Annotated in this window: 19 protein-coding genes; 3 read left to right on the forward strand and 16 right to left on the reverse strand. The window is 43.7% G+C overall.

Annotated elements, in window-relative coordinates:
• Nucleotides 1–58: 58 nt before the first annotated feature.
• From D6V41_RS00190 to rluC, 15 genes are all read right to left on the reverse strand, one after another.
• Nucleotides 59–2,377 (reverse strand): efflux RND transporter permease subunit, encoded by a 2,319-nt coding sequence (locus tag D6V41_RS00190; protein WP_136249486.1) that lies wholly within the window; start codon nt 2,375–2,377, stop codon nt 59–61.
• An 8-nt stretch (nt 2,378–2,385) separates the two neighbouring features.
• On the reverse strand, nt 2,386–3,426 hold the full coding sequence (locus D6V41_RS00195; RefSeq protein WP_421907309.1) for a beta propeller repeat protein: 1,041 nt from the start codon (nt 3,424–3,426) through the stop codon (nt 2,386–2,388).
• Between the two features lie 64 nt (nt 3,427–3,490).
• Nucleotides 3,491–4,858 carry a DUF1329 domain-containing protein gene (locus D6V41_RS00200; RefSeq protein ID WP_136249488.1) on the reverse strand — a complete coding sequence of 456 codons (1,368 nt, stop codon included), beginning with the start codon at nt 4,856–4,858 and terminating at the stop codon, nt 3,491–3,493.
• 10 nt (nt 4,859–4,868) lie between these two features.
• Nucleotides 4,869–6,944 (reverse strand): DUF1302 domain-containing protein, encoded by a 2,076-nt coding sequence (locus D6V41_RS00205; RefSeq protein ID WP_136249489.1) that lies wholly within the window; start codon nt 6,942–6,944, stop codon nt 4,869–4,871.
• Between the two features lie 178 nt (nt 6,945–7,122).
• Nucleotides 7,123–7,344 (reverse strand): DUF2835 family protein, encoded by a 222-nt coding sequence (locus D6V41_RS00210; RefSeq protein ID WP_136249490.1) that lies wholly within the window; start codon nt 7,342–7,344, stop codon nt 7,123–7,125.
• A 64-nt stretch (nt 7,345–7,408) separates the two neighbouring features.
• The gene (gene pepN / locus D6V41_RS00215) at nt 7,409–10,099 is read right to left on the reverse strand and encodes an aminopeptidase N (protein ID WP_136249491.1); all 2,691 of its coding nucleotides are present in this window, start codon (nt 10,097–10,099) and stop codon (nt 7,409–7,411) included.
• A gap of 110 nt (nt 10,100–10,209) precedes the next feature.
• The gene (nhaC, locus tag D6V41_RS00220; protein WP_421907312.1) at nt 10,210–11,676 is read right to left on the reverse strand and encodes a Na+/H+ antiporter NhaC; all 1,467 of its coding nucleotides are present in this window, start codon (nt 11,674–11,676) and stop codon (nt 10,210–10,212) included.
• Nucleotides 11,676–13,001, reverse strand: a complete 1,326-nt coding sequence (locus D6V41_RS00225) for a sodium-dependent transporter (protein WP_136249492.1) — start codon at nt 12,999–13,001, stop codon at nt 11,676–11,678. Before D6V41_RS00225 ends, nhaC begins: the two co-directional genes overlap by 1 nt.
• Nucleotides 13,002–13,181: 180 nt before the next feature.
• Nucleotides 13,182–15,239: a carboxy terminal-processing peptidase gene (prc, locus tag D6V41_RS00230; RefSeq protein ID WP_421907469.1), complete on the reverse strand. Its 2,058-nt coding sequence runs from the start codon at nt 15,237–15,239 to the stop codon at nt 13,182–13,184.
• 93 nt (nt 15,240–15,332) lie between these two features.
• Entirely contained in the window at nt 15,333–15,995 is a 663-nt protein-coding gene (gene proQ, locus D6V41_RS00235) for an RNA chaperone ProQ (RefSeq protein ID WP_136249493.1), read from the reverse strand.
• Between the two features lie 78 nt (nt 15,996–16,073).
• Nucleotides 16,074–16,334 (reverse strand): hypothetical protein, encoded by a 261-nt coding sequence (locus tag D6V41_RS00240; RefSeq protein WP_136249494.1) that lies wholly within the window; start codon nt 16,332–16,334, stop codon nt 16,074–16,076.
• Between the two features lie 4 nt (nt 16,335–16,338).
• Nucleotides 16,339–16,812 (reverse strand): GAF domain-containing protein, encoded by a 474-nt coding sequence (locus D6V41_RS00245; RefSeq protein WP_136250046.1) that lies wholly within the window; start codon nt 16,810–16,812, stop codon nt 16,339–16,341.
• Between the two features lie 82 nt (nt 16,813–16,894).
• Complete coding sequence (locus D6V41_RS00250; RefSeq protein WP_168710915.1) at nt 16,895–17,635, reverse strand: SIMPL domain-containing protein; 741 nt, start codon at nt 17,633–17,635, stop codon at nt 16,895–16,897.
• Nucleotides 17,636–17,732: 97 nt separating this feature from the next.
• On the reverse strand, nt 17,733–18,368 hold the full coding sequence (locus tag D6V41_RS00255) for an HAD family hydrolase (protein ID WP_136249496.1): 636 nt from the start codon (nt 18,366–18,368) through the stop codon (nt 17,733–17,735).
• On the reverse strand, nt 18,358–19,305 hold the full coding sequence (gene rluC / locus D6V41_RS00260) for a 23S rRNA pseudouridine(955/2504/2580) synthase RluC (protein ID WP_136249497.1): 948 nt from the start codon (nt 19,303–19,305) through the stop codon (nt 18,358–18,360). Before rluC ends, D6V41_RS00255 begins: the two co-directional genes overlap by 11 nt.
• Before the next feature lie 617 nt (nt 19,306–19,922).
• Between rluC and rne the strand changes: the two genes are divergently transcribed.
• The 3 genes from rne to D6V41_RS00275 all read left to right on the forward strand — a co-directional run bounded on the left by rne (nt 19,923) and on the right by D6V41_RS00275 (nt 24,149).
• Nucleotides 19,923–23,069 (forward strand): ribonuclease E, encoded by a 3,147-nt coding sequence (gene rne / locus D6V41_RS00265; protein WP_241664375.1) that lies wholly within the window; start codon nt 19,923–19,925, stop codon nt 23,067–23,069.
• 221 nt (nt 23,070–23,290) lie between these two features.
• The gene (locus D6V41_RS00270) at nt 23,291–23,794 is read left to right on the forward strand and encodes a hypothetical protein (RefSeq protein ID WP_136249498.1); all 504 of its coding nucleotides are present in this window, start codon (nt 23,291–23,293) and stop codon (nt 23,792–23,794) included.
• Nucleotides 23,795–23,804: 10 nt separating this feature from the next.
• Nucleotides 23,805–24,149, forward strand: coding sequence for a hypothetical protein (locus D6V41_RS00275; protein ID WP_168710916.1), 345 nt, complete (start codon nt 23,805–23,807; stop codon nt 24,147–24,149).
• A gap of 57 nt (nt 24,150–24,206) precedes the next feature.
• On the opposite strand, the gene D6V41_RS00280 is transcribed toward D6V41_RS00275, so the two are convergent.
• Nucleotides 24,207–24,767, reverse strand: a complete 561-nt coding sequence (locus tag D6V41_RS00280; protein WP_136249500.1) for a DUF2058 domain-containing protein — start codon at nt 24,765–24,767, stop codon at nt 24,207–24,209.
• Nucleotide 24,768 lies beyond the last annotated feature (1 nt).

Consider the following 24,768-nt stretch of genomic DNA (forward strand, 5'->3'; position numbering starts at 1 on the left):
ACATTTACTCGCTAGTATCGGCTCGCTATAGAAAATCTGCTCGCATAATTATGAACAATTATTTTTTAGCCGTCTTATACCAAAGTAGTCTGGCAATCGCCGGAAGTACAATAATTGCCCCCAACATGTTCACAACAAACATAAAGGTCAGCAAAATTCCCATATCCATTTGGAACTTCAGTGATGAAAATACCCAGGTACTGACACCAATCGCTAAAGTTATTCCGGTAAACAGCACTGCACTGCCGCGCTCTTTTAAAGCTTCGTAGTAGGCGGTCTGCGCACTTTCACCGTCTCGTAGCTTATCGTTCATGGTCGACAGAATATAAATGCCATAGTCGACACCAATACCCACGCCAAGCGCAATAACGGGTAAGGTTGATACCGTCAGGCCAATTTGCAGATAAGTCATTAAGGCTTGCGCCAGAATAGACACGACATATAGCGGAATAACAACAGAAAGCGTTGCACGTAGTGATCTGAAGCTCACTAAACAAAGCAAAATAACGGCACCAAATACATAGTAAAGCATTGGATTTTGCGAGGACTCCACTGCTTCGTTTGTTGCAGCCATAACACCTACCGGGCCGGAAGCTAGCTTAAACTGTAAATCATCCGTCTCGTAAAGCGTTCTAATCTCTTTTACTGCATCAACAACCGTATTGATTGTTTCTGCTTTATGATCTTCCATGAATAATATAATTGGCATAGCCGAACAATCGGCATTCAACAGACCAGACGAGGTCGGCACGCGAGAAACCGCTTGCACCATTGTCGCCTGATTACGCGGTAAAACCTGCCATTTAGGGTTGCCCTCGTTATATCCGGCATTGACCTGCTTTGCCACAGAAGCTAATGAAATGGCAGACTGAACTCCATCTACGTTCTGCATTCGCCACTGGAAATCGTCCATTGCAGACATTATGTCGTAATCGGTACACGCTGATTCAGGTCCTTCGACAATCACCGAAATATAATCTACCGTAATTTCATATTTATCGGTGATGAGGAAGGTATCCTGGTTATAGCGGGAGTCTTCATGCAACGCAGGCGCTCCCGCGTGCAAATCCCCTATTTTCATTTGCTGAGACTGGAAATATCCCCAAATAAATAAAAGGCTTGTCACTGTTACAATCACAATCGCTACATTTTTAGAGGCGCAGTTTGAAACCGCTTTCCAAAGCTGTGACTCTTCACCATGAGATTCATAACGCGCTTTGTTGGCTTCTGACAATTTGACATAAGACATCAAGACCGGCAGCAACAAAAGGTTGGTTAATATAATAACGGCAACCCCCATACTGGCGGTAATGGCAAGCTCGCGAATAATGCCTATATCAATGACCAGTAAGGTCATAAAGCCTACCGTATCTGATAACAGCGCAATGCCACCGGGAATTAATAAGGTTCTAAAGGCATGCTGTGACGCGACTTTTATATCCATTCCTTGAGCTGCGCGCTTACCCACAGAATTTATCATTTGAACGCCATGGCTTACACCAATCGCAAATACCAGAAATGGCACCAGAATGGACATGGGATCCATGCCAAAACCAAAGAGTATGAGTAGCCCCAATTGCCATACTACAGCTATAAAAGAACAAGCCAGCGGTAAAACGGTTAGCATAATGGAGCGGCAAAAGAAGAAAACCATGATAGCCGTTATCGCGATGGCGATACCAAAGAACATGACAACGTCTTTCGCACCATCGGCAACATCACCAATCATCTTTGCAAAACCAATGATGTGAATGCTAATGCGATCGGTCTCAAATTCGCCACGAATTTGGCGTTCTAACTCATCCGCTATTGCCAGTGTATCAAGCTGTTCACCGGTTTCAGGGTCGATATCCAACAACTGCGCTGTGACCATGGCGCAAGTGAAATCATTGGACACCTGACGCCCAACGATGCCTGCCTTGTCTATATTTTTCCTTACCAACTCAAGGTGCGCAGGGTTTTTGGAATTAAAATCGGCGGGAATAACCGGGCCACCGGAAAAACCACCCTCAACAATTTCGGTAAACCGTGTGGAAGGAGCAAACAGCGAAACCACGAGTGAGCGGTTCACACCATTGATGAAAAACACCTGATCATGTACAGCTTTGAGCGTATCGAAAAATTCAGTATTGAAAATCTCTGATTCGGTATCACAAACTGAAACCAGGATATTATTTGCTCCACCAAAATTTTCTTTGTGCTCAATGTAGGTTTGCATATACTCATGATTGAGCGGAATATTTTTTGTAAAACCGGCATCGAGTTTTAATTGGGATGCCTGATAAGCTAAAAATACGGTAATCGCTGTAAAAATAGCAATCAAAATGACGCGATTTCGAAAGACAGCTTTTTCTAAAGTGTTAATAAATGCGTTCATACTTCAAACTACTCTACGGGTTGAAGGCCATTTGCACTTACGGCCGTTAGTTCACCGTTTGCAACAAATGCATTGCTAATTGAAGAAGAAATATCAGATGGAATACGAGTAAGCGCAATGTGCCTTTCACAGCCTTCGTTATTAGGCGCCTGCGTTTCATCCTGACCTAAACGAGCCGGGTCTAAGGATAAAACGACACCATTGTTTCCAACCACATAAAACCCAAGCTCGGTTTTAACAATGGTATTTAATGAAGTGGTAATACATGTTTCTATCCTTTCCCACTCATCAAAACCGTCTTTAAGGTACATGTTACCGCGCAAACCAACTGCCAGTAGCTGATTATCTGCTATTTCCTGCACATCAAAGAATGAGCCATAATAGTCGATTTCAAACCGTTCCCACGAGCGGCCATTATCCGTGCTTCGAGCAATAAGCCCGGCTTCTCCAACCAGAAAGAGATTGCCATTGGATTTACTCAGACGATTAAAATGCGGGAATATGTAATTGAGCTCTTCCTGATAAAACTCAGGATCATCAGCGATGCTTTCAAGATAATCCACATCGTCTTGCGAAAGCAAGGAAGTGTTGTCTTGCTCTAGCTCCCAGGTTTCTCCCGCGTCTGTGCTCCTGTAATACAGTCCATATCCGCCAATTGCCAAGGCTTCGTTTTCGCTTAAAAACATTACGTCCAAAAATGGTCGGTCTATTTCGACTTTACTGAAAACCTCTGTCCATGTTTTTCCACCGTCGCTTGAACGCAGAATCGTTGCATCATGCCCTACAGCAATATAGATATCGTTTATTCCGTCTACCGCAGTTAAAGTGACTTGTGTAGGGACACTGACTTGCGTCAGCGATTGAGGCGTTCCACTTAAAATGTGACCGCGCTCTCCTACCACAACAAGTTGATTGGCCTTTGCAACATCCAAAAGCATCGATTCTTTGACTAAAGGCGCCATAAAGGCAGACTCGCTTTGTGCCTCAGCAACGTTGCATAACAAAGCACTTGAAATTAAAGCAATAGAAGCAGCAAAATGTTTATTCACACGCATCCTAATCATTAAATAAAAAGTTGAAAAAAAAACGGTTGGCTAAGCCAACCGTTTGATATTAACGCTTGCCTTCTCGCCGCAGTGCTTGTGGCGTGAAATCCACATCGCTTGGGCGAACGGTAAAGTCATACATTTGCTCCTCGTTATCTAAACCTACGGCTAAATAACGTCGAGAGTTCAAATCATGATAAACGTCCAGCGTTGACCAATGGGTCGGAACATCGTAATAGTTTACACCATAAGCCAAAGCAACACGATACAACTCACCACGATTATCATACATATCCGCTACATGGATTTGCCAGCTATCTTCATCGATATAAAATGTACGCTTTTGATAAACGTGACGGAACTCATCTTTCAAGGTCGCTTCAACCACCCATACACGGTGTTTTTCAAAGCGTGTCAGCTCAGGATTAATATGTCCAGCATGTAAAATGTCTTCATAAGAGGTTTGATCACTGTGAAGCTTATAATTGTTATAGGCAATAAACATTTCTTTTTTGCCTTTTAATTCCCAATTATAGCGGTTTGGTGAACCGTTAAACATGTCAAAATCGTCGGTGGTACGTAGGCCATCAGCCGCCGTTCCGGGTGCATCATAAGCAATATTTGGCGCACGACGCACGCGACGCTGGCCTGTATTGTAAGTCCATGCCTGGCGCGGTTCTTTTATCTGATCTACCGTTTCATGCACGAGCAAGGCAGTACCAGCTAAACGCGCAGGGCTTGTCACAGACTGCTTAAATTTAAACAGGATATTATCTTCTAAGAGTTTTTCCGGCGTGATGCCTTCTTCCGCATATTTGATCATCAAAGTTTCATCAAAGCCGATAACGTTATATGCACCGCCGGCAGTTACCGCTGCCTGACCGCCATAGCGCTGCACAGCTTCTCCACGATAGCGAAGAATATGATTCCAGATTGCTTCCAATCCGTTTTCCGGAATGGGGAATGGAATACCAATTGCCGCACCTTTTAAACCATTCCCACCGTCAAGCAACTCTGCACGTGTCGCATTTGCCTTTGTGGCATCATAAACTGCCTGAGGGTTTGATGCGGTGCGACGAGTCTGATAAATCGGCATTTTATAGGTATCAGGATAGGCTTCAAACAAGGCCTTCTGACCATCACTTAAAAAATCTGCATATTCTTTATAGTTAGCCGCTGTAATAGTAAACAGCGGTTTGTCTTCCGGAAATGGATCAATGTGGAAACCGCCTGGCTCGTAACCTGCAGGTGGAGTCGTAATGCCGCCTGTCCACGCAGGGATGCTGCCATCAGCATTTCCTGCCTTCTCTCCACCTAAGGGCGTTAGTTCAGCACCAAGTTTAGCCGCTTCTGCCTCGGTCACATTTGCAAGGGCTGAATGACTGGCTACTGCGATTGCAATACTCGCTGCAATTACACCAAATTTCTTTATCATTATAACGTCCTTAAATTGCGTATTTAATGTCGAAGGAAATAAAGTCTCGGTCACTTAACTGATTAGCAGTGCCGATTCCGCCCCAAAACGCATTATATGAAGCAGAAAAAGACCATTTACTCAAATAATCAAAAGTAAACGAAAGGTTTGCTGACTTTCTATCCTCTTGGAATAAAAACAATGGATCAGGTGTTGTCCCGTCAACATCGTGTGAAAACGTCGCTCTCACTCTCAAGTTCATACCTGCATAGACACTGTTATAATCAGCAACAGCAAGTAGTCGGTAGCCCCAAGCGGTTTCAGTTGCGAAAGGATTGGTTTCAGGACCATTTGACAGTCCAATGTGCAAACCTTCTCTGAAGTTAGGCGGATTTGATCCAGGGACTGGCTCTAAAGAAGGCGTTCTTGCCGTTCCCGGAGCATTAAGGCGGATAACTTCCGGATCAGGAAAATCCTCGATTGAAACATAAGCCGCTTCGCCCAATAAGATTAAATTATCGGTACCAAGCATAGGGCCAAAGACGTGAGACGCCGTAAATTGAGCCTGCCATGTATCAGACAACAAGAAACCCGGAGCAGTCTCGCCCGGACCTACGTCAAATCCAATGTTGTTTAACTGCGAAATACCGGCCAAATCTGGACGTAATCCCGCATTTGCTAACTGCTCTGGCATACCCATATACAGCAATTCGACATCGTCGATTTGCAAAGGTTCATCCACACGATAGGAGAACTCACCCGAGAGCGCGGTTTCACCCACGTTTGTATTAAAGCTGAACCCATAAAGCTTGATATCTTCAGGATAAATGAATCGAGACTCAGTGAATGCTCCCAATTCCGTTACGTTGTCGCGAGTCACCAGATTGGTGGATAGGAATGCTAAATCCTGACCGATTCCTTGAGCAGTAAAGTCAGATGTGATACCTGAAACCAGCGGACGCTGACTATGATAGTTGATGTGATAAAAACCAAACTCTGTTTCGTTTAATTCAGGCGCAAACCACGTTACACGTACACCATATTGACCAGAGTCACTCGCATCTTCATGCGCGGCATCGCCTGGCGCTCTTACTGCCACTTTCGTTGGATAAGCCAGATAGAGCTGAGATGCGGTTGCCGGATCTATTTGACCTGCACGCAAAGCGTTACCGATTTCATTTAGCTGCGTGATCAGCGTATCTGCATCAATATCCGGGTTACCCGTAAAGCCTAACTGAATATTGTTAAACGAACCGCCATCTCCTGCAAAATCGTTCGTCGCAAGATATGTACCCGGAACCGGGAGCCACGAACGCTGCCATTCGTATTGATAATAGGCGGATAAGCTCACTTCATCAGTTAAGCCAATAGAGCCATAAACCATTCCTACCGGAATAAAGATTTCTCTTAACTCTGCACCTGGAGACAAGGCCCGCGGCACATCAATTGGGTTAGTGGTATTGATACCGTGCTGAATGAAAGTACTTTCACCCCATGAAACCACCTGATCACCTACACGCAAGCTAACCGGCATGTCGCCCATGTAGAAGTCACTGTAAACAAAAAAGTCGAGCAATCGAATGTCACGACACTGCAGATCTCTGGCAATGTCATCTTTACAAGGGTCACTTGTTACGCCGGTAATTGGATTTTGCCAATCGCGATCGCGATCCATTAACTCAAAGTCGTAGAAATAGAAACCACGCGCAAATAAACCAAAGTTGTTATATTGCAATTCCAGTTCGTGCAAGCCAACAAACTGGGTCGATACCGCTTCGCCCGGGTCAAAGTTAAGATTGCCTAAGTCGCCATTAGTCGAATATGCGCCATCCGCCAAAGCCCAAACATCTGCGCTCGGGTAAATGATGTTAGTCGCTGCGTTGTAACCTGACCAGTCAAATTGGGGATGATTACTGTTCCCAATCAAACTGAAATCTCTATCTTCTACTCGAATGCTGGTTGCAAGCGTAAAGTTAGAGTCGAACGTGACCTCGAGGTCGCCAAAGTTCCAATTCGCTGCGTTTGCACTATGCGACGCAGCAGCCAAAACAGCAGCAACACCTATTGCTATTGTCGACTTCTTGTATGCACTAGGCTTATTTGTCATGGGATTACCTTCTCCAATACAATCGTAAATTACGATCAGTGTAGACTTTAGTGTTCAATTAACAAAATGATTACATCATTTTACATCATTCGCAAGAACTAATCGTACCAGTTAACAAATAAGTCGACAGTTTTTACATAAATTGTTGCTCAAGTGCTTATTGTTTGAACAAGTGCACTTAAGCAATGCGATTTATGCTCAGGATCTTGTTCTGATCGTTGATACGCATTTCAAAACGACCGTGTATACCGTCTGGCATTAAAAAGCGCTTCAGGTTTTCTTTTGGAAGGCGAATCTTTTCACCGGAGTGCGCTTGAACAATCACAAAGCGTATAGAAGCTGAATATAAATCACTACAGTGTGCATAGCTCATACTGATATCAAACTCGTAACGCTTCATCTGCCCTACTTCTTAATTTGTATATTCCTATTCAGGATCATAAGCCCTTTTCATCCTTGGCTCATTATTCCTGAGCTGGCTCCTGAGCTTCAAACTGCGTTAGCGTTTTGGAAAGCTTTTCGAACAAGTCCTTACTCAGTCCCTTGCTCGTAATCAAACGTTCTAATTGCATTCTTATCATTCGTTGATGTGATGCTTCATAGCGTTTTAATTGAAGCATGGGCGTAATCAAGCGCGAAGCAACCTGCGGATTAATTTTATCCAATTCAATCAGATAATTGCTTAAATACTTATAGCCACTTTCATCTGCCGCATGAAATCCTTGCGTGTTGTAGAAAGCGAAACTGCCAATAAGTGCACGTACTTTGTTTGGATTTTTAATTGAGTATGACGAATGCGCCCGCAACAAGTCCAGGCGTGCCAATATATCCGCGCGCTTGGCACCTGCATGCAATGCAAACCATTTGTCCATTACAACGCTGTCATGTCGGTAATCAGTCTCAAATCTGGAGATAAGCGCATCAAACTGAGCAATATCAAATTGTTGAGCCGCTTTGAGCGCATTAAGTTTGTCTGTCATATTATTCGCTTGTTGATAAACAGACTGTAAATCAAAATGTGTAGAAGACAATTCGGCGTAACATGACAATAGCTGCATACAGGCAGCTCTCAAACTTCGTGCATTAACCTGTTCTTGCTCATAGACATAAGGTTCATTAAAAGAGTGCTTAAGCGATTCAAACTGCGATAAGCACAGCTCATAAGCGGCTACTGCCAACTCTTTCATAATATGGTCACGCGCCTCAAGTAGCGCTAGAGGCCGCAAATTGACATAATCATTGGATAAGGTTTCAATGCTTGGAAGGCTAAGAAGTTGTGCGAACACATCTTTCGGTACCTCAAGCTCACTAAACACCGCGACCAATTTGTTAATAGTGGCACTTGCTTTAACGCCCGCTTGGGTTGCTATGCTTGGATCCTTTGAAAAACTGGCACCCAAGCGTTGATAGCGGTCGGCAATAAGCATGCTGTACAGTAATTGACTGGCATCCCACTTTGCGTAATAACTGGATGCATGCTGAACAATATGGATTAATTCATCTTTTGTATAGTGATATCGAACTTTCACTGGTGCTGAAAAATTCGAAAGGATCACAGGTACTGCAGAATCTATTGCTTCAGGAATAGTTGCCTTGGCAGTCTCATTTTCTAAAACGAAAGTACCTTCTTTTGCTTCCGGTGCGAAATGTTCATGCCCATCTTTATCGAGAATCGAAAAATTTACTGGAATATAAAGCGTTTCTTTTTCGCTCTGGTCCGCGGTCGCCTCGTTAATTTGCGTGAATGCAAATGCGTCATCAAGCTTCTGAATGTCGATTACGGGTGTGCCTGATTGCGCATACCAGCGTTTAAAATGGCTTAAATCATGCTCATTTGCATCCTGCATGGCCTGTACGAAATCATCACAGGTCACCGCTTGTCCATCGTGGCGTTCAAAATATAAGTCCATGCCTTTGCGAAACCCCTCAGGAGTAAGCAAAGTATGAAGCATGCGAATAACTTCCGCTCCCTTGTCATACACCGTAACTGTATAGAAATTATTCATTTCTATTACTTCATCAGGGCGAATAGGATGACTCATTGGGCCTGCGTCTTCAGCAAACTGGTGCTCTTTAATGACCTTTACCTGTTTAATACGACAGCCTAATTCACTGCTCATGTCCTCAGAAAACTTCTGATCTCTAAATACCGTCAGTCCCTCTTTTAAACTGAGCTGAAACCAGTCTCTGCAGGTAACGCGGTTGCCTGTCCAGTTATGAAAATATTCGTGAGCAATTATTGATTCGATATTAAAATAATCTTCGTCAGTGGCAGTTTCCGGTTCTGCCAAAACAAACTTTGAATTAAATACGTTTAAACCTTTATTTTCCATGGCGCCCATATTGAAAAAATCCACAGCCACGATCATGTAAATATCCAGATCGTAGGCCAAGCCAAAACGCTCTTCATCCCACCGCATGGCTTTTTTCAATGAATCCATCGCATGGCGAGCCTGATGCAAGCGCCCTTTATCCACGAATATTTGCAGGCTTACTTTTCGTGCTTCACTTGTCGTATATTCGTCTTCTAAACAATCGAAGTCACCCGCAACAAGGGCGAACAAATACGACGGTTTGTAATATGGGTCGTGCCAGACGACTTTGCGGCGTCCATCATCAAGTTTTGTATCTTCAACTTTATTGCCGTTACTTAACAAAAAAGATAGCTTGTCGTCATCGCTGATAATGCTTACTGTGTAAATAGAAAGTATGTCTGGCCTGTCTGCAAAATACGTGATTTTACGGAATCCTTCTGCCTCACACTGCGTGCAATAGGCTCCACTTACATAATACAGGCCTTCGAGGCTGGTATTCGCCGCTGGATTAATGGTATTTTTAATACAAAGCTCGATAGACTCACCCGCGTTATTCGTAAACGCCGCTGTTTGCGAAAAATCAATTTCAATACCATCATTTAAGCATCGATACTCTTTATCCTCGCTAGCTTTAACGCCATTTATGTGCAGGCTTAGCAAATCTATGTCTTCGCCATCTAAAAACAGTTTACTTGCGCCAGAATGGTTACGCGTGACTTTCATTGTGTTGCTGACCACCGTTTTTTCGGGAGATAATTCGAAACACAAGTTGATAGATGGGATAGAAAAATCAGGTGCTCTATAATCTGCACGACGTTTGGCAATCAAAGTTGATGACATATAAAATCCTAAAGCGTTGACGCACTAACTATTAAAAGAATGTTTACGCATTTGCGCCTAACTTACAACTCGTTCATTAGTCGAAATATTGTTACATTTGCCTTTAAGCGCTAATTCCGAATTTCAACCTTCGGTGGCTCTAATCGTAATATCTTTATTCCAAAGTATGCATAAATTATAGCTAAAATCGGATTAATTAGATTAAAGAACGTATAAAAAATATAGCTGAATGGATGAACACCTAAAACACTGTGCATATAGGCACCACAAGTGTTCCAGGGAATCAACGGTGATGTGATCGTGCCTCCGTCTTCCAAACTGCGAGACAGGTTGAGCTGATGAAGATTGCGTTTTTCAAATTCTTCTTTGTACATACGCCCTGGCATCACGATGCTGATATATTGATCCGCGGTAACCAGGTTTGTTCCAATACAAGTTAAAATTGTACGCGAGACCATGGCCCCTGCACTTGTTGCTCCCTTTAGCGCTGCCGATACAATTGCAGTCAACAATCCAACTCTTTCCAATACGGCACCAAAGGACATCGCACAAATAATTAACCAAATAGTGTTTAACATTGAAGACATTCCGCCTCGCGAAAGCAAGTCGTTCAAACTCTCATCTGAAGTTGAGAAGCTTACGCCATCAAACAGTGCAGTCCAAACCACCATTAAACTTGTTATAAATGGATTAAATGATGAATCACTCATCATGCTTGATACTAAATCTGTTTGGAAAACCAGCGCCCATATGGCACCAAGCGCTGCGCCAATAGATACTGCTGGAAAGGCAGGCACTTTATTGATAGCAAGTGCGAGTAAGGCAAATAAGGGGATGAGGTTATACCAGGCAATTGAAAACTCTTGAAGCAATATCCCTTGCATCTCGCCGATTCTGTCGCTTACATTCGCACTGTCTTCCTGTAAACCAAGAATTGAAAATAAAACCAGCGCGATTAAAAAGCTGGGCACCGTCGTCCAAAGCATATATTTTATATGCTCGAATAAATCAGTACCGGCCACCGCTGGCGCTAAATTAGTGGTCTCAGATAAAGGGGATAACTTATCCCCAAAATACGCTCCGGATACGATTGCCCCTGCAGTAATAGCAAGAGACAAATCCATGCCTGTGGCAACGCCAATCAAGGCGACGCCTATTGTAGCTGCGGTTGTCCAACTGCTGCCAATACTCATTGCAACAATCGCACAGATAATGCAGCTTGCGGCATAGAAGAAAGTGGGATTTAAAACTGACAAGCCATAATAAATAAGCGTTGGCACTGTGCCGGCCAACATCCATGTGCCAATTAGAGAACCTACCGCAAGTAAAATAAGACATGCCCCTAATGACATTGAAATGCCTGTAACGATCCCCTCTTCTATCGATTTCCAGGTGTGTCCATTTTTTAAACCGATAAGCGCTGCTAGAAACATTCCAATGAGTAAGGCTATCTGATTTGGACCATAAGAAGAATCGTAGCCAAATAGATAGACCGAACTTCCCATCAGAATAATTAGCACAATGATAGGGATAAGCGCGTCAACTAAAGTGGGTGTTTTTTGTGTTGCTTGCATCATTAAACCACCGAACGGTAAAACATTGTGGCAATGACCACAGGACATACAAATTTGACATACCAAGGCCAAATTTTCCAAAAGAGACTTTGCTCAGCGCTTTCATTGCCTTGCTTTAGCTCTGTGAGAATTTCATTTCGCCGCCAGATCCAGCCAGCAAATATACAAAGCACAAGCCCTAAAAGCGGTTGACTATATTCCGTTGTAAGCGTTATCACAAACCCGAACAATACATCGAAGTTCAGCACGATTATACTGCTTAATACGAATACCAGCAGGCTTAACAATATCGTGGCTTTTTTACGACGCATTCCTTTATTGTCTACTAAAAACGCAACAGGTACTTCAAGCATGCTGATAGATGAGGTCAGCGCCGCGATAACCATAAGCGCAAAAAATGCAGTCGCGACGATAGTTCCAACAAAGCCCATAGTCGCAAATAAAGAAGGTAACACCTGAAAGATAAGCGTAGGACCTTCTATTAATTTGCCCTGATCGAATATTTCAACCCCGTTGGCCAAAGCAACGTACATGGCCGGAATAATTAACATCCCTGCTAAAATAGCCACACCAATATCGACCAAAGCGACAGATGCACCCAGCTTGGGTAAATTTTCCTGTTTTTGAATGTATGAACCATAAACAAGCATGGTGCCAACGCCTAATGACATGGAAAAGAAAGCTTGTCCCATTGCGTCAATCATTAAGCCAGGCTCAAGCACCCGAGCAACGTCGGGTACTAAAAATGCTTTCCAGCCGTCCATAGCACCGTTTTGCGTGCTGACATACACAATCAAGCTGATAATCAATAATAAAAGTGTTGGCATTAAACGCACTGACCAGCGCTCAATCCCATTTGTTACGCCACCAATGACCACAATGCAGGTAAAGACCAGAAAAATTGCCATAAACAGAATGTTACGTGCAATTGAACCTTCAGTTAACCAAGGCATATTTACTGAAACCACTGATAAAGTGGCATCTACCAGGTGAGATGTCATCCAGCCGGCGACTATAGCGTAGAAAGACAGAATAAGTATGACAGTTATCGCGCCGATACTACCGGTAAGCGTGCCTAAAAAATTGCCTGAAATACTGTGAAGTGCATCGATCATGTTTCTGCGTTTTGCACGACCGATAATCAGTTCCGCCATTAAAACGGGATAGGCAAGTAAAAAGGCCATGCATAAATACATGACAACAAACGCCGCCCCTCCGTTTTCAGCTACTTTTGTCGGGAATCCCCAAATATTGCCTAATCCCACTGCGGAGCCAGCAGCGGCTAGGATAAAACCAATCCTTGACGTAAACAGGCCACGAGCTGCCATAACTACCTCTTTTTTTATTATTATTCCCGATGTTAATACATCGGGTAGTCCATGTCATGCGCGTAGCGCTTTTAATATTTGTAGAACAGTTTGATTTGTATATTGAGTCTATTTAAATTTGTATCTTGCATAAAAAAAGATACTTGGTTTTACGCAAGTATCTTTTTATTCTTTTATTCACTAAGGTCCACGGTGGAAGGCATAGCTACCTGAATCAATCATGTCGAAGGTAATATTCGCCGCCTCAGTTAAAAACGGGTCAATTTCTTCAAGCGCCTCTGGCACATCTTCTTCGAGCGAGCTAAGCTTTTCAAGCCCTAAGCGCTCAAGACGTTCATTAATTCGTGCAAGCTGTTTCGCTTCACTTTCCTCTTTCTCAGCAATTCTCTCAGCTTCAACTAAGGAAATGTATTTTTTATCCTTGTTCTTGTTGTACTCTTCGATATCTTCAAAGATATACTGGAACTCAGGATCTTTAAGCGTTCTTGCAGCGTGCTTGGCAGTTAAGATATCAACCGTGTTAGATGTGGTTGGCAAGCTTGTGTAATTTGCTCTGCGGATACTATCCCACGGCAAGGCGTTCTCTTCCCTGCTTTCACCCCACTCTTCAGGATCTATCGCAGTTGGATACAAAATATCTGGTTTAACACCCTTGTGCTGCGTACTGCCACCATTGATACGATAGAACTTTGCCATGGTAAATTGCACCGCACCTAGCTTATTGTCGAAAAAGTCATAAACGCGGCTCAATGAGCGATGCTGTTGTACAGTGCCTTTTCCGAAGGTTTGTTCACCGATGATAATTGCACGATTAAAATCTTGCATAGCCGCAGCAAAAATCTCACTCGCCGATGCACTAAATCTGTCAACCAGTACGGTAAGTGGACCGTCATATTGCACTAAACCGTCTTTATCTCTATTAACTTCGATATGACCACTTTCATGACGAATTTGCACCACGGGGCCCTTATCGATAAATAAGCCGCTAAGCGCAACAGCCTCGGGCAGCGAGCCACCGCCATTACCGCGTAAATCTACAATCAACCCGTCAATATTTTCACTCTTAAGTTCGTTAAGCAGCTTCATTACATCAACGTGAAGCTGATGATAAAAAGAAGGAATTTCAATCACGCCAATTTTCTTACCGGCATTTGGGCCTTCCTGCTGCTCGATAATCTCGGATTTTGCTGCTCTATCTTCAAGTTTAATCTTGTCCCGCGTGATGGCGACTTCTACTACTTTTTTACTGCTTGTACCGCCCTTTTGCACCTGAAGTTTTACCTGGCTGCCTTTGGGCCCTTTAATAAGTTCTACCACCTCATCCAAGCGCCAGCCCACTACATCCGTAAAGGCATCCTCGTCTTCCTGTGCAACACCAATGATTTTATCCGTTGGCTTAATTTCACCCGATTTGTCAGCAGGTCCGCCTGCTACAACGCTCTTGATGGTTGTGTGATCATCTTCAAGCTCAAGCACAGCACCTATGCCCTCAAAGGATAAATTCATATCCATTTGGAAACGTTCCGTACGTTGCGGAGAGAGATAGCTTGTATGCGCTTCTATGCTTCGGGCAAATGAATTCATGACTGCCTGGAACACATCTTCGCTTTTAGTTTGGGTCAAACGCTTGATAGCACGATTATAGCGCTTTTGAAGAATATCCTGGGTTTCTTCCCACGTCTTATCTGCCAGCTTGAGGTTTAAAGCATCATATTTGACACGTTGACGCCAAAGTTCATCCAATTCAGCCGTGCTGCCCGCCCAGTCCGAATCTTCTCTATCGTAATAAAACTTGTCGCCTTCTTTGGCAAAATCAAAAGGTTCATCCAGAAGACTTAGTGCATATTCGTATCGCTCTTGACGGCGCTGCAGATTCTGCTCATACATATCGTAGGCAATTTGCAAATCACCGATTCGAATTGCTTCATCGAACTTATCCCGATTTTCTGCAAATTTCGCAATATCTGAACTTAAGAAGAAGTGTTTACTGATATCAAGCGCATCTAAATAGCGCTCGTATACCTTTTCGGACAAGGCGTCATCAATATCAACCTTTTTGTAGTGCGCGCGGGTAAAAAGGTCTGAAATGCGCTTTGCCGCGATTGAATGCTGTTTTTCTTGCTCCAGCTCTGGAATGACAAGTTTCTCAGTCACTACCTTCGCTTGCGCACTGCCTAAACTGAGTGCAAGCCCCATAGCGATGATGCTATAGCCTGTTTTGCGTATTAATGAGCGCATTTTTGATTTCGCTCTCATCTGCACTTTCTTATGCACTTTTTTCTGCACTTTCTGCTGCACTTTCTGCATTTGCGGTACCTTATAAATGAATGCTTACTCCACCAACGCCCGAAGCTGTTGTTGTTGCACTTTGACTGTCATTCCTGAATTTAGTTGCACAAAAACACCATCTTTACCCACCTCGGTAACAACAGCCGGCATTGGTTGCTTGCCTACTTTTACTGACACTTTTAAACCCACTTTTAATGCATTTTCGGTCAATGGCGCAACATTTAACTTTGCGTGTGCCGGAGCTTTTCCTTTACGCTGAGCTTTCTCCGCTGCCGATTTAGTGCCCCCGGGAATGTTTGCTCTGTGAGCCCGCTTGGGTTTACCGCTTTTATTTTCAGGTTTATTCTGCGCGCGTTGCTGCTGACGCTTTTCTGCAGCTTTTTGTTTGCTTTCCTTTAGCTGCTCTTGCGCATGTTCAGCATGCTGAGCCTCGACCTTTTCGCCTAACTCGCCATGCAAATCAACTCTGTGATTACCCTCTTTTACCGAGGCTAAATATTTCCATCCGCTGGTATAGTGACGAAGCGACATGCGTAATAATCGCTTGCTAACTTGCTCAGAGTCTTCCAACTCCTTAGCTAAATCTTGAAAAATACCTATTTTAAGAGGCTTTACTTCACCTTCTAATACGAAGCATTTTGGAAAACGCTCGGCTAAAAAAGTGAGTGTTTCTTTAACGTTCGTGAGTTTTTGTTGTTCCATCAAATTATCTTATGTTGAGTGTTGGAAATGCGATTTGCAAAAGCGTTAGCAAAATACAAAGCGGCTCTTGTCAGCATTATTTCAATTATTCAGAAGATGATCCACCCAATCGAGTAAATCGTCAACCTCAATATCTGCTAAATGACGCTCCTGATGCCAATATTCCCAAGTGTTCGTCAGGTATTCTTCTAACTTATCCGGAGCCATGTCATCGTCTGCTTTGTCATACACCATGTGCAGTACCATATTGAGCGAGTCGCTCGCAGCTTCTGGATCGTCGTGATAATCTTCCATATCCTCTGGCGTGCTTAACACCATATGTATATCGACCAAATGCTTCATTTTCTTATTTTTCGCCCTTGCGAATTTGCTCAATCAAGATCTTGACCAGATTTTCCAGGCCCACAGCGTCATCATTGTCAAACCTTGCAAATTTCGGGCTATCTATATCAAGCACACCTATCAAACGTCCATCTATAATAATAGGAAGCACAATTTCTGAATTCGACGCAGCATCACAGGCAATGTGGCCTGCAAATTGATGAACATCCTCAACCACTTGCGTTTTTAAAGTTGATGCGGCAGTGCCACAAACGCCTTTTCCAATATTGATGCGAATGCATGCCACTTGTCCCTGAAAAGGACCAAGTACCAACTGTTGCGTATTGTCTCGCCCGTCTTTCAATAAATAAAACCCGGCCCAGTTGACATCTTCGAGGCTATTAAAAAGTAAGGCGCTGATATTAGCCAAATTTGCAATGAGATCAGTTTCATCTTCAATAATTGCTTTAGCTTGCAAGCACAACTGAGAATAAAGCATGGATTTTTGATTCAAGTTTGTTTGATTCAAGCATGTTTCCTATTCTAAATAGTGTAAAAACCAAGTGTCGTGAATAGCTGCGCTAGTTTCGCGACAAGGTGTGTACTTCAAATACCACTTCGACCTGAGCACTTAGCGTATTTTCTCCCGGTAAAGACTGAGAAAATGATTCTGCAGCATCTGCCATGCGCATTCTTCCATCGTTCTTGAACATATTCTCTGGTGGTCTTGTACCGTCACTCATAAAAATGAGATGCCCTACTTCCATTTTCATTGTTTTCGCCATCGCTTCAGCTTTAATTCTGGCGTTTTCCAGGGCTTCATTTATGAGGTTCTGCTGCAAGCTTTCCACATCCTCATTAATGAGCGCCAATTGTCCAATTTGCGAGGGCGACAAACTTGCAATATCCTTGATTAAACTATCAAAGGTGTCGATTTTATCATGCGTAAAATAAACGGTGCGACGATATACAAACCCTTTATTGATGCGCTCTCTGCTCACATTTTCGACCCAGGGATAAACCGTCACATCCATAGAACGAATGTTCTTTTCGCTGACACCTTTCTCCAGTAAGGTTTGCGTTGCATTCTCGACTTTTCTGTCTACCGCGCTTTTGATGCTGACTAAATCTGCGCCTTTGTCTTCAAAAGTAAAGTTCATCGTAAACGCATTGGGCGCCACATCCATTTTTGCTGTGCCGGTAACAGCAATTGTTCTTACGGTCTGGGCATACGCACTTTGTATAGAAAAAACCAAGGTCACCAACGCCGAAAGAAGCAAGAGTTTTCTCACACTGATTCTACTAATATTGATCATCTTCATGTATCGCATCCTTTTTTGTATAGCGTTTTGTATAACGATTAGCCAGCGCTGTTATCGATTCATCGAAATACCAATCTACCGATATAAATTAATCGAATTAAACGTGCTCCAGAATGTCTGCAAAGCTGTCTATGATAGCGATCGGTCGATGTTGCTCAAGCGCTTCTGCACTATGAACTCCATAGGAAACACCAAGTCGCGGCATTCCAATTGCTTCAGCCATTTGCATATCAAACACGGTATCTCCGACCATAAGAACTTGCTGCGGTTCAACCTGCCAATATTCAAGCAACTGTTCAAGCATATCTGGAGAAGGTTTGGACTCAGCATCATCTGCGCACCGGGATGCATCAAAAAAATGAGCCGATTGGGTATTTTCCCAAGCACGCTCAAGCCCCCTGCGCGCTTTCCCCGTGGCAACTCCCAAAATATGCCGCTGCTTAAGTTTGGCAAGTGTAGGCTTTGCGCCTTCAAAAAGTGGGCAAGGTGTTTGGTCTTCGCCAATGAAAATAGCGGAATAATGCTCAGCAACCTCATTTGCGCGGCGTTCAGTAATATTAAACAGCTTTGCGATGGCCGGCCGTAAACTAATCCCTATTATTTGCGCTACATCATGCGCTGAAGGAATGGGTAACTGCGACTTTTTCGCAGCCAACTGCATACATGAAATAATTTTTGGCGCGGAGTCCATCACTGTGCCGTCCCAATCAAAAATTATATGACTAAATCGCATCTTTTTTTTCTTCTAATAGTTCGTGTAATTTATCGTCGTATGGCGCAGAAAATTTGACCTGCTCACCTGTTTTAGGATGAACAAATCGAATTTGAGCAGCGTGCAAACACAAACGATTACATCCCAGGGACTTAATATGTTTGTCAAAGTCGGCATCACCATATTTATCATCTCCGGCAATAGGATGACCAGCATGCAGGCAGTGCACTCGGATTTGATGAGTGCGACCGGTAATCGGTTTTGCCTCTACCAAGGTGGCATGCTGAAAGCTCGCCAGTATACGAAACTGCGTTTCACTGGGTTTGCCCTCTTCTGATACTTGCACCACACGCTCACCTCCCTGCAAAGTATTTTTAAACAATGGCGCTTTGACCTTATGTCGTTTTTCAGGCCACTGTCCCTTCACTAAGGCATGATAGATTTTATCGACCTGATTGTTCCTTAGCTGTTCATGCAAATTACGAAGAGCAGACCGTTTTTTGGCAATCAATAGGACACCTGATGTGTCGCGATCCAAACGATGCACTAATTCCAGAAAAGATGCATTCGGACGCAATGCCCGAAGCCCCTCAATAACACCAAAACTCAGGCCACTTCCTCCGTGCACAGCAATGCCTGAGGGTTTATTAATCACAATCAGGCGTTCATCTTCAAACAATATCGCCGCTTCAAGATAGCCGATTTTCGAGGTGTCAATTTCATTGAGCCCGGGAGGCTCCAGCCTGATGGGTGGCAGTCTTAATTCATCGTTTGTCTTTAATTTATACTCAGGTTTGGCGCGCCCTTTATTCACACGCACTTCCCCTTTTCTCAAGATGCGGTAGATTTTACTTTTTGGCACGCCCTTCATTGTGCGAATCAAAAAATTGTCAATCCGTTGCCCCTGTTCATCTTCGCTTATTGTGATGAGCTGGACTTTATCGAAGTTATTTGTCATACGACCTTATAAAAAACTGTAAATATTCTCGACAATTACATATCTCAAGAAAAATTTATGTGATATTATCACCACTTGTGCACGTAGGTTGCATATCCGTTAAAGCTGATAACGAATAAAAACGTGGCTTTCAATGGTGATTGTTTCAGTGAAGGGTAAAAAGCCCAAGCCTAAGTAAAAATCCAAGTGACAGAAATTAAGAGACTTAGCACAATCACATCACGCATTAGTTGGATATTTTAACGAGATAATAGCTACCGGCACAACTTAAAAGCTAAATGAAATGTAAATTACATGTTCAAATGATGAATCTTTGTCCCGAAAACGAATTTGAACTCGCGGCGAAACTTAGATCATTTGAGCCAATACAATAAGTCAAAAAGACTGAAGTAGTGAATAGATTTTTAACAAAGCACTTGTTGCTGTTACAGAAAAGCCTGTAAAACGAAACAGGCATCTGCAATGGAAAAGCTTTGTTCGATACAGAAACAAAACAAGAAATATCACCAGCATACGCCATGTTGTATGCCTAATTTGATACGAACTTCGCACAATCGAGAGATTCTGCAGACAATCTGTTTGCTACTAGGTCTGGATGAATAACAGAGCTAGACAATATGAAACGTATGTTAATCAACGCAACTCAGCAAGAAGAGTTGCGCGTGGCCTTAGTAGATGGCCAAAAACTCTACGATCTTGACATAGAAAGCCCAGGGCACGAACAAAAAAAAGCCAATATCTACAAAGGCACCATTACTCGCGTTGAGCCAAGTCTCGAAGCTGCATTTGTAGACTACGGCGCTGACCGCCACGGCTTCCTCCCTCTTAAAGAAATCGCAAAAACCTACTTTCCCAAAGGCTACAAATTTGAAGGCCGCCCCAACATTAAAGAAGTAGTGAGTGAAGGCACAGAAGTGATTGTGCAAATCGATAAAGAAGAGCGCGGTCAAAAAGGCGCTGCACTTACAACCTTCATCTCACTAGCGGGAAGTTATCTGGTACTCATGCCAAATAACCCTCGCGCTGGCGGTATCTCTCGTCGTATAGAAGGTGATGAGCGTAGCGAGTTAAAAGCTGCCATGAGCGAGTTGGAAGTACCTAATGGAATGGGGCTGATTGTTCGCACTGCCGGCGTGGGTAAATCTGCAGCAGAGCTTAAATGGGATTTAAGCGTGCTTTTACATTATTGGGAAAAGATCAGCGAAGCCGCCGAATCACGTCCTGCCCCGTTCTTAATTCATCAGGAAAGTAATGTCATAGTCCGCGCAATCCGCGATTATTTAAGACGTGATATTGGTGAAATCCTTATCGACAGTGAAGCCATTTACAAGCAGGCTTTGCAACACATTGAAATTGTCAGACCTGACTTTGTGAATCGAGTTAAACGTTATCAAGGCAGTGTTCCCTTATTTTCGCATTATCAAATAGAAAGCCAAATTGAATCGGCTTTTCAGCGAGAAGTCCGCCTGCCTTCAGGGGGTTCAATTGTTATCGACCCTACAGAAGCTCTCACATCGATTGATATCAACTCTTCTCGCGCCACTAAGGGTGGTGACATTGAAGAAACCGCTTTTAACACTAACCTAGAAGCAGCTGACGAGATAGCACGACAGCTTCGTTTACGGGATTTAGGCGGTTTGGTGGTTATCGATTTTATTGATATGTCGCCGGTTAAACACCAGCGCGAAGTTGAAAACCGAATGAAGCAGGCCGTTGAAAGCGACCGAGCGCGAATACAGTTGGGTAAAATTTCACGTTTTGGCCTACTGGAAATGTCGCGTCAGCGTTTGCGCCCCTCTCTCGGTGAGTCTGCCCACAATGTTTGCCCTCGCTGCGATGGTCATGGAACCATTCGTGGAAACGAATCTCTGGCCTTATCGGTATTAAGGATCATTGAAGAAGAGTGCATCAAAGACAACACCGGACAAATTGAAGCTCAGTTACCTGTTGCTGTTGCCACTTATCTACTTAACGAAAAACGGCAGTCAATTCAGTCCCTGGAATCGCGACATAAAGTCAACTTACTGATTATTCCGAATCCAAATCTCGATACACCAAGATATCAGATTTTGCGTCGCAAACCATCAGAAGTAGTTAACGATATCAGCTATAACGTAGAGCTGGTAAAAGAGCCGGAAAACGAAGTCGATAGCCCGTCTGCAACACCTGTTAAGCGCGAACAACCTGCCCTGCAAGGCATGACAGCACCCAGTCAGGCACCTCAGGCTCCTGTTACACCGCCAAAAAGCGAGCCCGGTTTGTTTGAGAAAATCGGTAAATGGCTTTCCGGACTCTTTACTGAGAAAGAAGAGCAACCTAAAAAACGAACTCACAACAAAAAACGTCCACAAAATCGTAATGCCAAACGTCGTCAAGGTGCCAACCGAAACCGCATCGAAAAGAGTGACGATAATCGTGCTGAAAATAAAACAGAGTCTCGAAATGAAAGCACTAACGAGCGCAGAAACGAAAATAAACAACGTGGGCGCAACAATAAGCGAACAGCCGATAAATCTGCTGCCACAACAAGTAGTGTTAATGCGAATAATGAAAGCGTAGATAAAAGTCAGAACGATACAAAACAGATTGATTCTGGCAATCAGGACCAAGCCGCTCCTGCAAAAAAAGAAGCACGTAAAAGGGTTCCTGCTAAACGTCGTGAAAGACGTCCAGCCCGCCCGAGCGTAAGAGTGATTGATGAAACTGACGCGCAGGAAGCAAGTCCGCTAGTGCAATCACAAACTGACAGTAAGCTTGAAAATACGGACAGCGCTAGCGTTGATAATCCGATTGAAAAAATTGAAAGTACACACAATGCTGCATCGACTTTGACCACACAGCAAACAGAAACTGTGGCCGAAACAGAAGCACATGAAGCACCACATGAAACACCACATGAAGCACATAATACAGCAAAGTCTGCTGATAGCAGCACAGTCGATGCTTCTCAAGCGGATAGTCAAAATGAGCAGCCTGATCAAGAGGAGGGTGAAACAAAATCGCGTGAAAGAACGCGTCGCTCTCCACGACATGCTCGCGCTGCCGGACAAAAGCGCAAGCAAGCCAAAGAAAAAGCACTTGATGCAGATGCTGCTGAAGCAAATGATAAAGATACTGGCAGCCCTTCCGATGCTGCAGTTGCCAACAATAAGGCAAGTGATAAGGCAAGTGATAAGGCAAATGATAAGGCGTCAGAAAACACTGTTGCTGAGACAAAATCTGACGTAAGCAAGCCGACAGAAGTGAAAAAGGCTAATCAGAAATCAGATATGAGCAATGAAAGCTCTGTTGTACAGCCTGAGTTATCGTTTGATGCAGATACTGACGATCCACAAAAGGCTAATGAAAGCATAGCAGTAGAGGCTGAAGCACCGAAAGCTGAAGCACTAGAAAATCAAAAAGAGGCGATATCTGCGAAAGGTCCTAGCGCTGAAAACAGCGAAGAATCTACAGCGGCCGAACCGGGTAAGGAGCCAAGTTCGTCAAGTATTGAAACATCTCCTGTGCAGGCTGAAATCGCACTCGATGAAGCAAGCGAGGCAGACAGTGAGTCAATCCAGGTGAGTAAGCCAGCACGAAAAGCGTCTCACCGGGTATCTCACCCAATGGCGAAACCTGAAAGTGTTACTATGCCAGAGCCGCGTGAAACACACGCAATGACCGACGAAAACCGTGGCGCTTTTGAATCCAAAGGTAATCCGGCGGTAATCGCGAATGCCTCGTCTAAATCGAGTGCACCAATGGCAAGACCGCCATCTGCCTGAACAGATAGCTACACATAATATAGCTACAAAATATAGCTAAACTCAATAAAGCCCACTTTGTTGTGGGCTTTTACTTTTTAGCATTTATTCGCTATCTTTAAACGAACTATTGTTGTTTAAAGCGCTCTAGTATCCTTCTTGAAGTATCGATTTTGCAGTGTTAATGGATAAGTAAATGGGTATTTAGCTTTTATTTGTAAAAGAAATGCAAAGGAAAATAAATGCGTACTGTATTTAATATGATGAAGGCAGCATCCCTACTCTTTTTCGTCGTGGCCCTCAGTGCTTGCACGGTGCAGCTGGCACCGCAATTTGATCAGCGTTTATATCATCAACTACTTGATACCTCCGCTAACACGCTCATATTTTTGGCTGAAACATCTTCGGGAACTCGAGCAAATACCTGTGAGCAGCGACAAAATAGCTATTTCCAGCTTATCGGACAGTTTGAAGCCTTGGCCTTGCAATCAAGAGCTCGCCCGATGCCCGACAGTGATATGTTAGAAAAAATTAACGCTGCGCTTAGCGCGAGAGGCTTGAACACAGGAGATATGGATGAAGCAGCCAGTGCAGCAGCATTAGATAAGGTCGCAAGCAGTATTGCTAAAATGCAGGAGCAAGACTGCGCAAATGGACTACAACCCATTATTGTCGCCACCTTCAAAAACGAGATCCTGATATCTTTGGATCAAGCTATCACCTACGAATCATTTCTAGAACGATAAGGATATAACCATGGCGATAGATATTCCCGCGCTTATGCAAGAGATTACCCAGGCTGCCTCAACTGTTATTAACGAGGATATTACTAAACTTCGCGGCTTTTCAGAGCGTCAGTTAAAAGCACTGGCTACTCAGGCCAATTTAATTGCACAGGGAGTACTCAGTGGTGCAATTGACGAAGAACTGAGAGATTATTTTTTAGACTCCCTTGAAGATATGGCGCTTAATTTTGCCAAAACCTTGCGTGGACTGCTGATGATTACGCTTGAAAAAGTCTGGAATTCAATTGTAGGCGTGCTGTGGAATGCAATTGGAAAAGCAACCGGTATAACATTGCTGACGCCAACCCTGGATTAAGCCTTGGCAAATTGCACGCTATGGTTTCCATTCCAGACTAAAAATCGCCGAAAAACCTTACCACATTAAATCGTCTGGAATGTCATAGTCAGCGTACCAGTCGTCATCCGATTTAGCTTGCTCACGGTTCTTGTCAGCCGTTTCAGCGATGTAGATGACTGCGCTTGGCAAGCGCGATTTGATTTTATCAGCTACCGGTAGCGGAACCAGCTCATATTGATTGTTCTGATAGGAAACCACCGCCAGTTTCGCGTCGGCAACATCTTTGTGCGTGCGCTCGTTTACATAAAGTCGCTTCACAACATTGTCGTGTGTGAAGTTTAAAACGACGTCACCATTATTTTTAGGCTGCGCGTTGGTTTTTATAAGATTCGCTACCTGCGCTTCCAATTCCTTATGCTGGGCGATTTCTCGCTGTTTCTCAGCCAGTTGTCTGTCTTTTTCCCGCTTTTGCGCCAAGGCTTGCTGGGCCGCCTCTTTTGCTTCATCAACAATTACGGCTTTTTTGTTTTTTTGCTTGGTTTTTACTTTTTTATGGCGCTCTTTGTTCGCTTTTTGGGCTTGCTTCTTGTCAGCAAGCCCCGCCTTAAGTAGTTGATCTTGTAATGAAGTTGCCATG

It is taken from the genome of Ningiella ruwaisensis (assembly GCF_004798935.1).
In the GTDB taxonomy this organism is placed as follows: domain Bacteria; phylum Pseudomonadota; class Gammaproteobacteria; order Enterobacterales; family Alteromonadaceae; genus Glaciecola; species Glaciecola ruwaisensis.

Coding starts and splice junctions, on each gene's coding strand:
- D6V41_RS00190 (WP_136249486.1), bottom strand. CDS start 2,377: ATGAACGCATTTATTAACACTTTAGAAAAAGCTGTCTTTCGAAATCGC.
- D6V41_RS00200 (WP_136249488.1), bottom strand. CDS start 4,858: ATGATAAAGAAATTTGGTGTAATTGCAGCGAGTATTGCAATCGCAGTA.
- D6V41_RS00205 (WP_136249489.1), bottom strand. CDS start 6,944: ATGACAAATAAGCCTAGTGCATACAAGAAGTCGACAATAGCAATAGGT.
- D6V41_RS00210 (WP_136249490.1), bottom strand. CDS start 7,344: ATGAAGCGTTACGAGTTTGATATCAGTATGAGCTATGCACACTGTAGT.
- pepN (WP_136249491.1), bottom strand. CDS start 10,099: ATGTCATCAACTTTGATTGCCAAACGTCGTGCAGATTATAGAGCACCT.
- nhaC (WP_421907312.1), bottom strand. CDS start 11,676: ATGATGCAAGCAACACAAAAAACACCCACTTTAGTTGACGCGCTTATC.
- D6V41_RS00225 (WP_136249492.1), bottom strand. CDS start 13,001: ATGGCAGCTCGTGGCCTGTTTACGTCAAGGATTGGTTTTATCCTAGCC.
- prc (WP_421907469.1), bottom strand. CDS start 15,239: ATGCGCTCATTAATACGCAAAACAGGCTATAGCATCATCGCTATGGGG.
- D6V41_RS00240 (WP_136249494.1), bottom strand. CDS start 16,334: ATGAAGCATTTGGTCGATATACATATGGTGTTAAGCACGCCAGAGGAT.
- D6V41_RS00245 (WP_136250046.1), bottom strand. CDS start 16,812: ATGCTTTATTCTCAGTTGTGCTTGCAAGCTAAAGCAATTATTGAAGAT.
- D6V41_RS00250 (WP_168710915.1), bottom strand. CDS start 17,635: ATGAAGATGATCAATATTAGTAGAATCAGTGTGAGAAAACTCTTGCTT.
- D6V41_RS00255 (WP_136249496.1), bottom strand. CDS start 18,368: ATGCGATTTAGTCATATAATTTTTGATTGGGACGGCACAGTGATGGAC.
- rluC (WP_136249497.1), bottom strand. CDS start 19,305: ATGACAAATAACTTCGATAAAGTCCAGCTCATCACAATAAGCGAAGAT.
- rne (WP_241664375.1), top strand. CDS start 19,923: ATGAAACGTATGTTAATCAACGCAACTCAGCAAGAAGAGTTGCGCGTG.
- D6V41_RS00270 (WP_136249498.1), top strand. CDS start 23,291: ATGCGTACTGTATTTAATATGATGAAGGCAGCATCCCTACTCTTTTTC.
- D6V41_RS00275 (WP_168710916.1), top strand. CDS start 23,805: ATGGCGATAGATATTCCCGCGCTTATGCAAGAGATTACCCAGGCTGCC.
- D6V41_RS00280 (WP_136249500.1), bottom strand. CDS start 24,767: ATGGCAACTTCATTACAAGATCAACTACTTAAGGCGGGGCTTGCTGAC.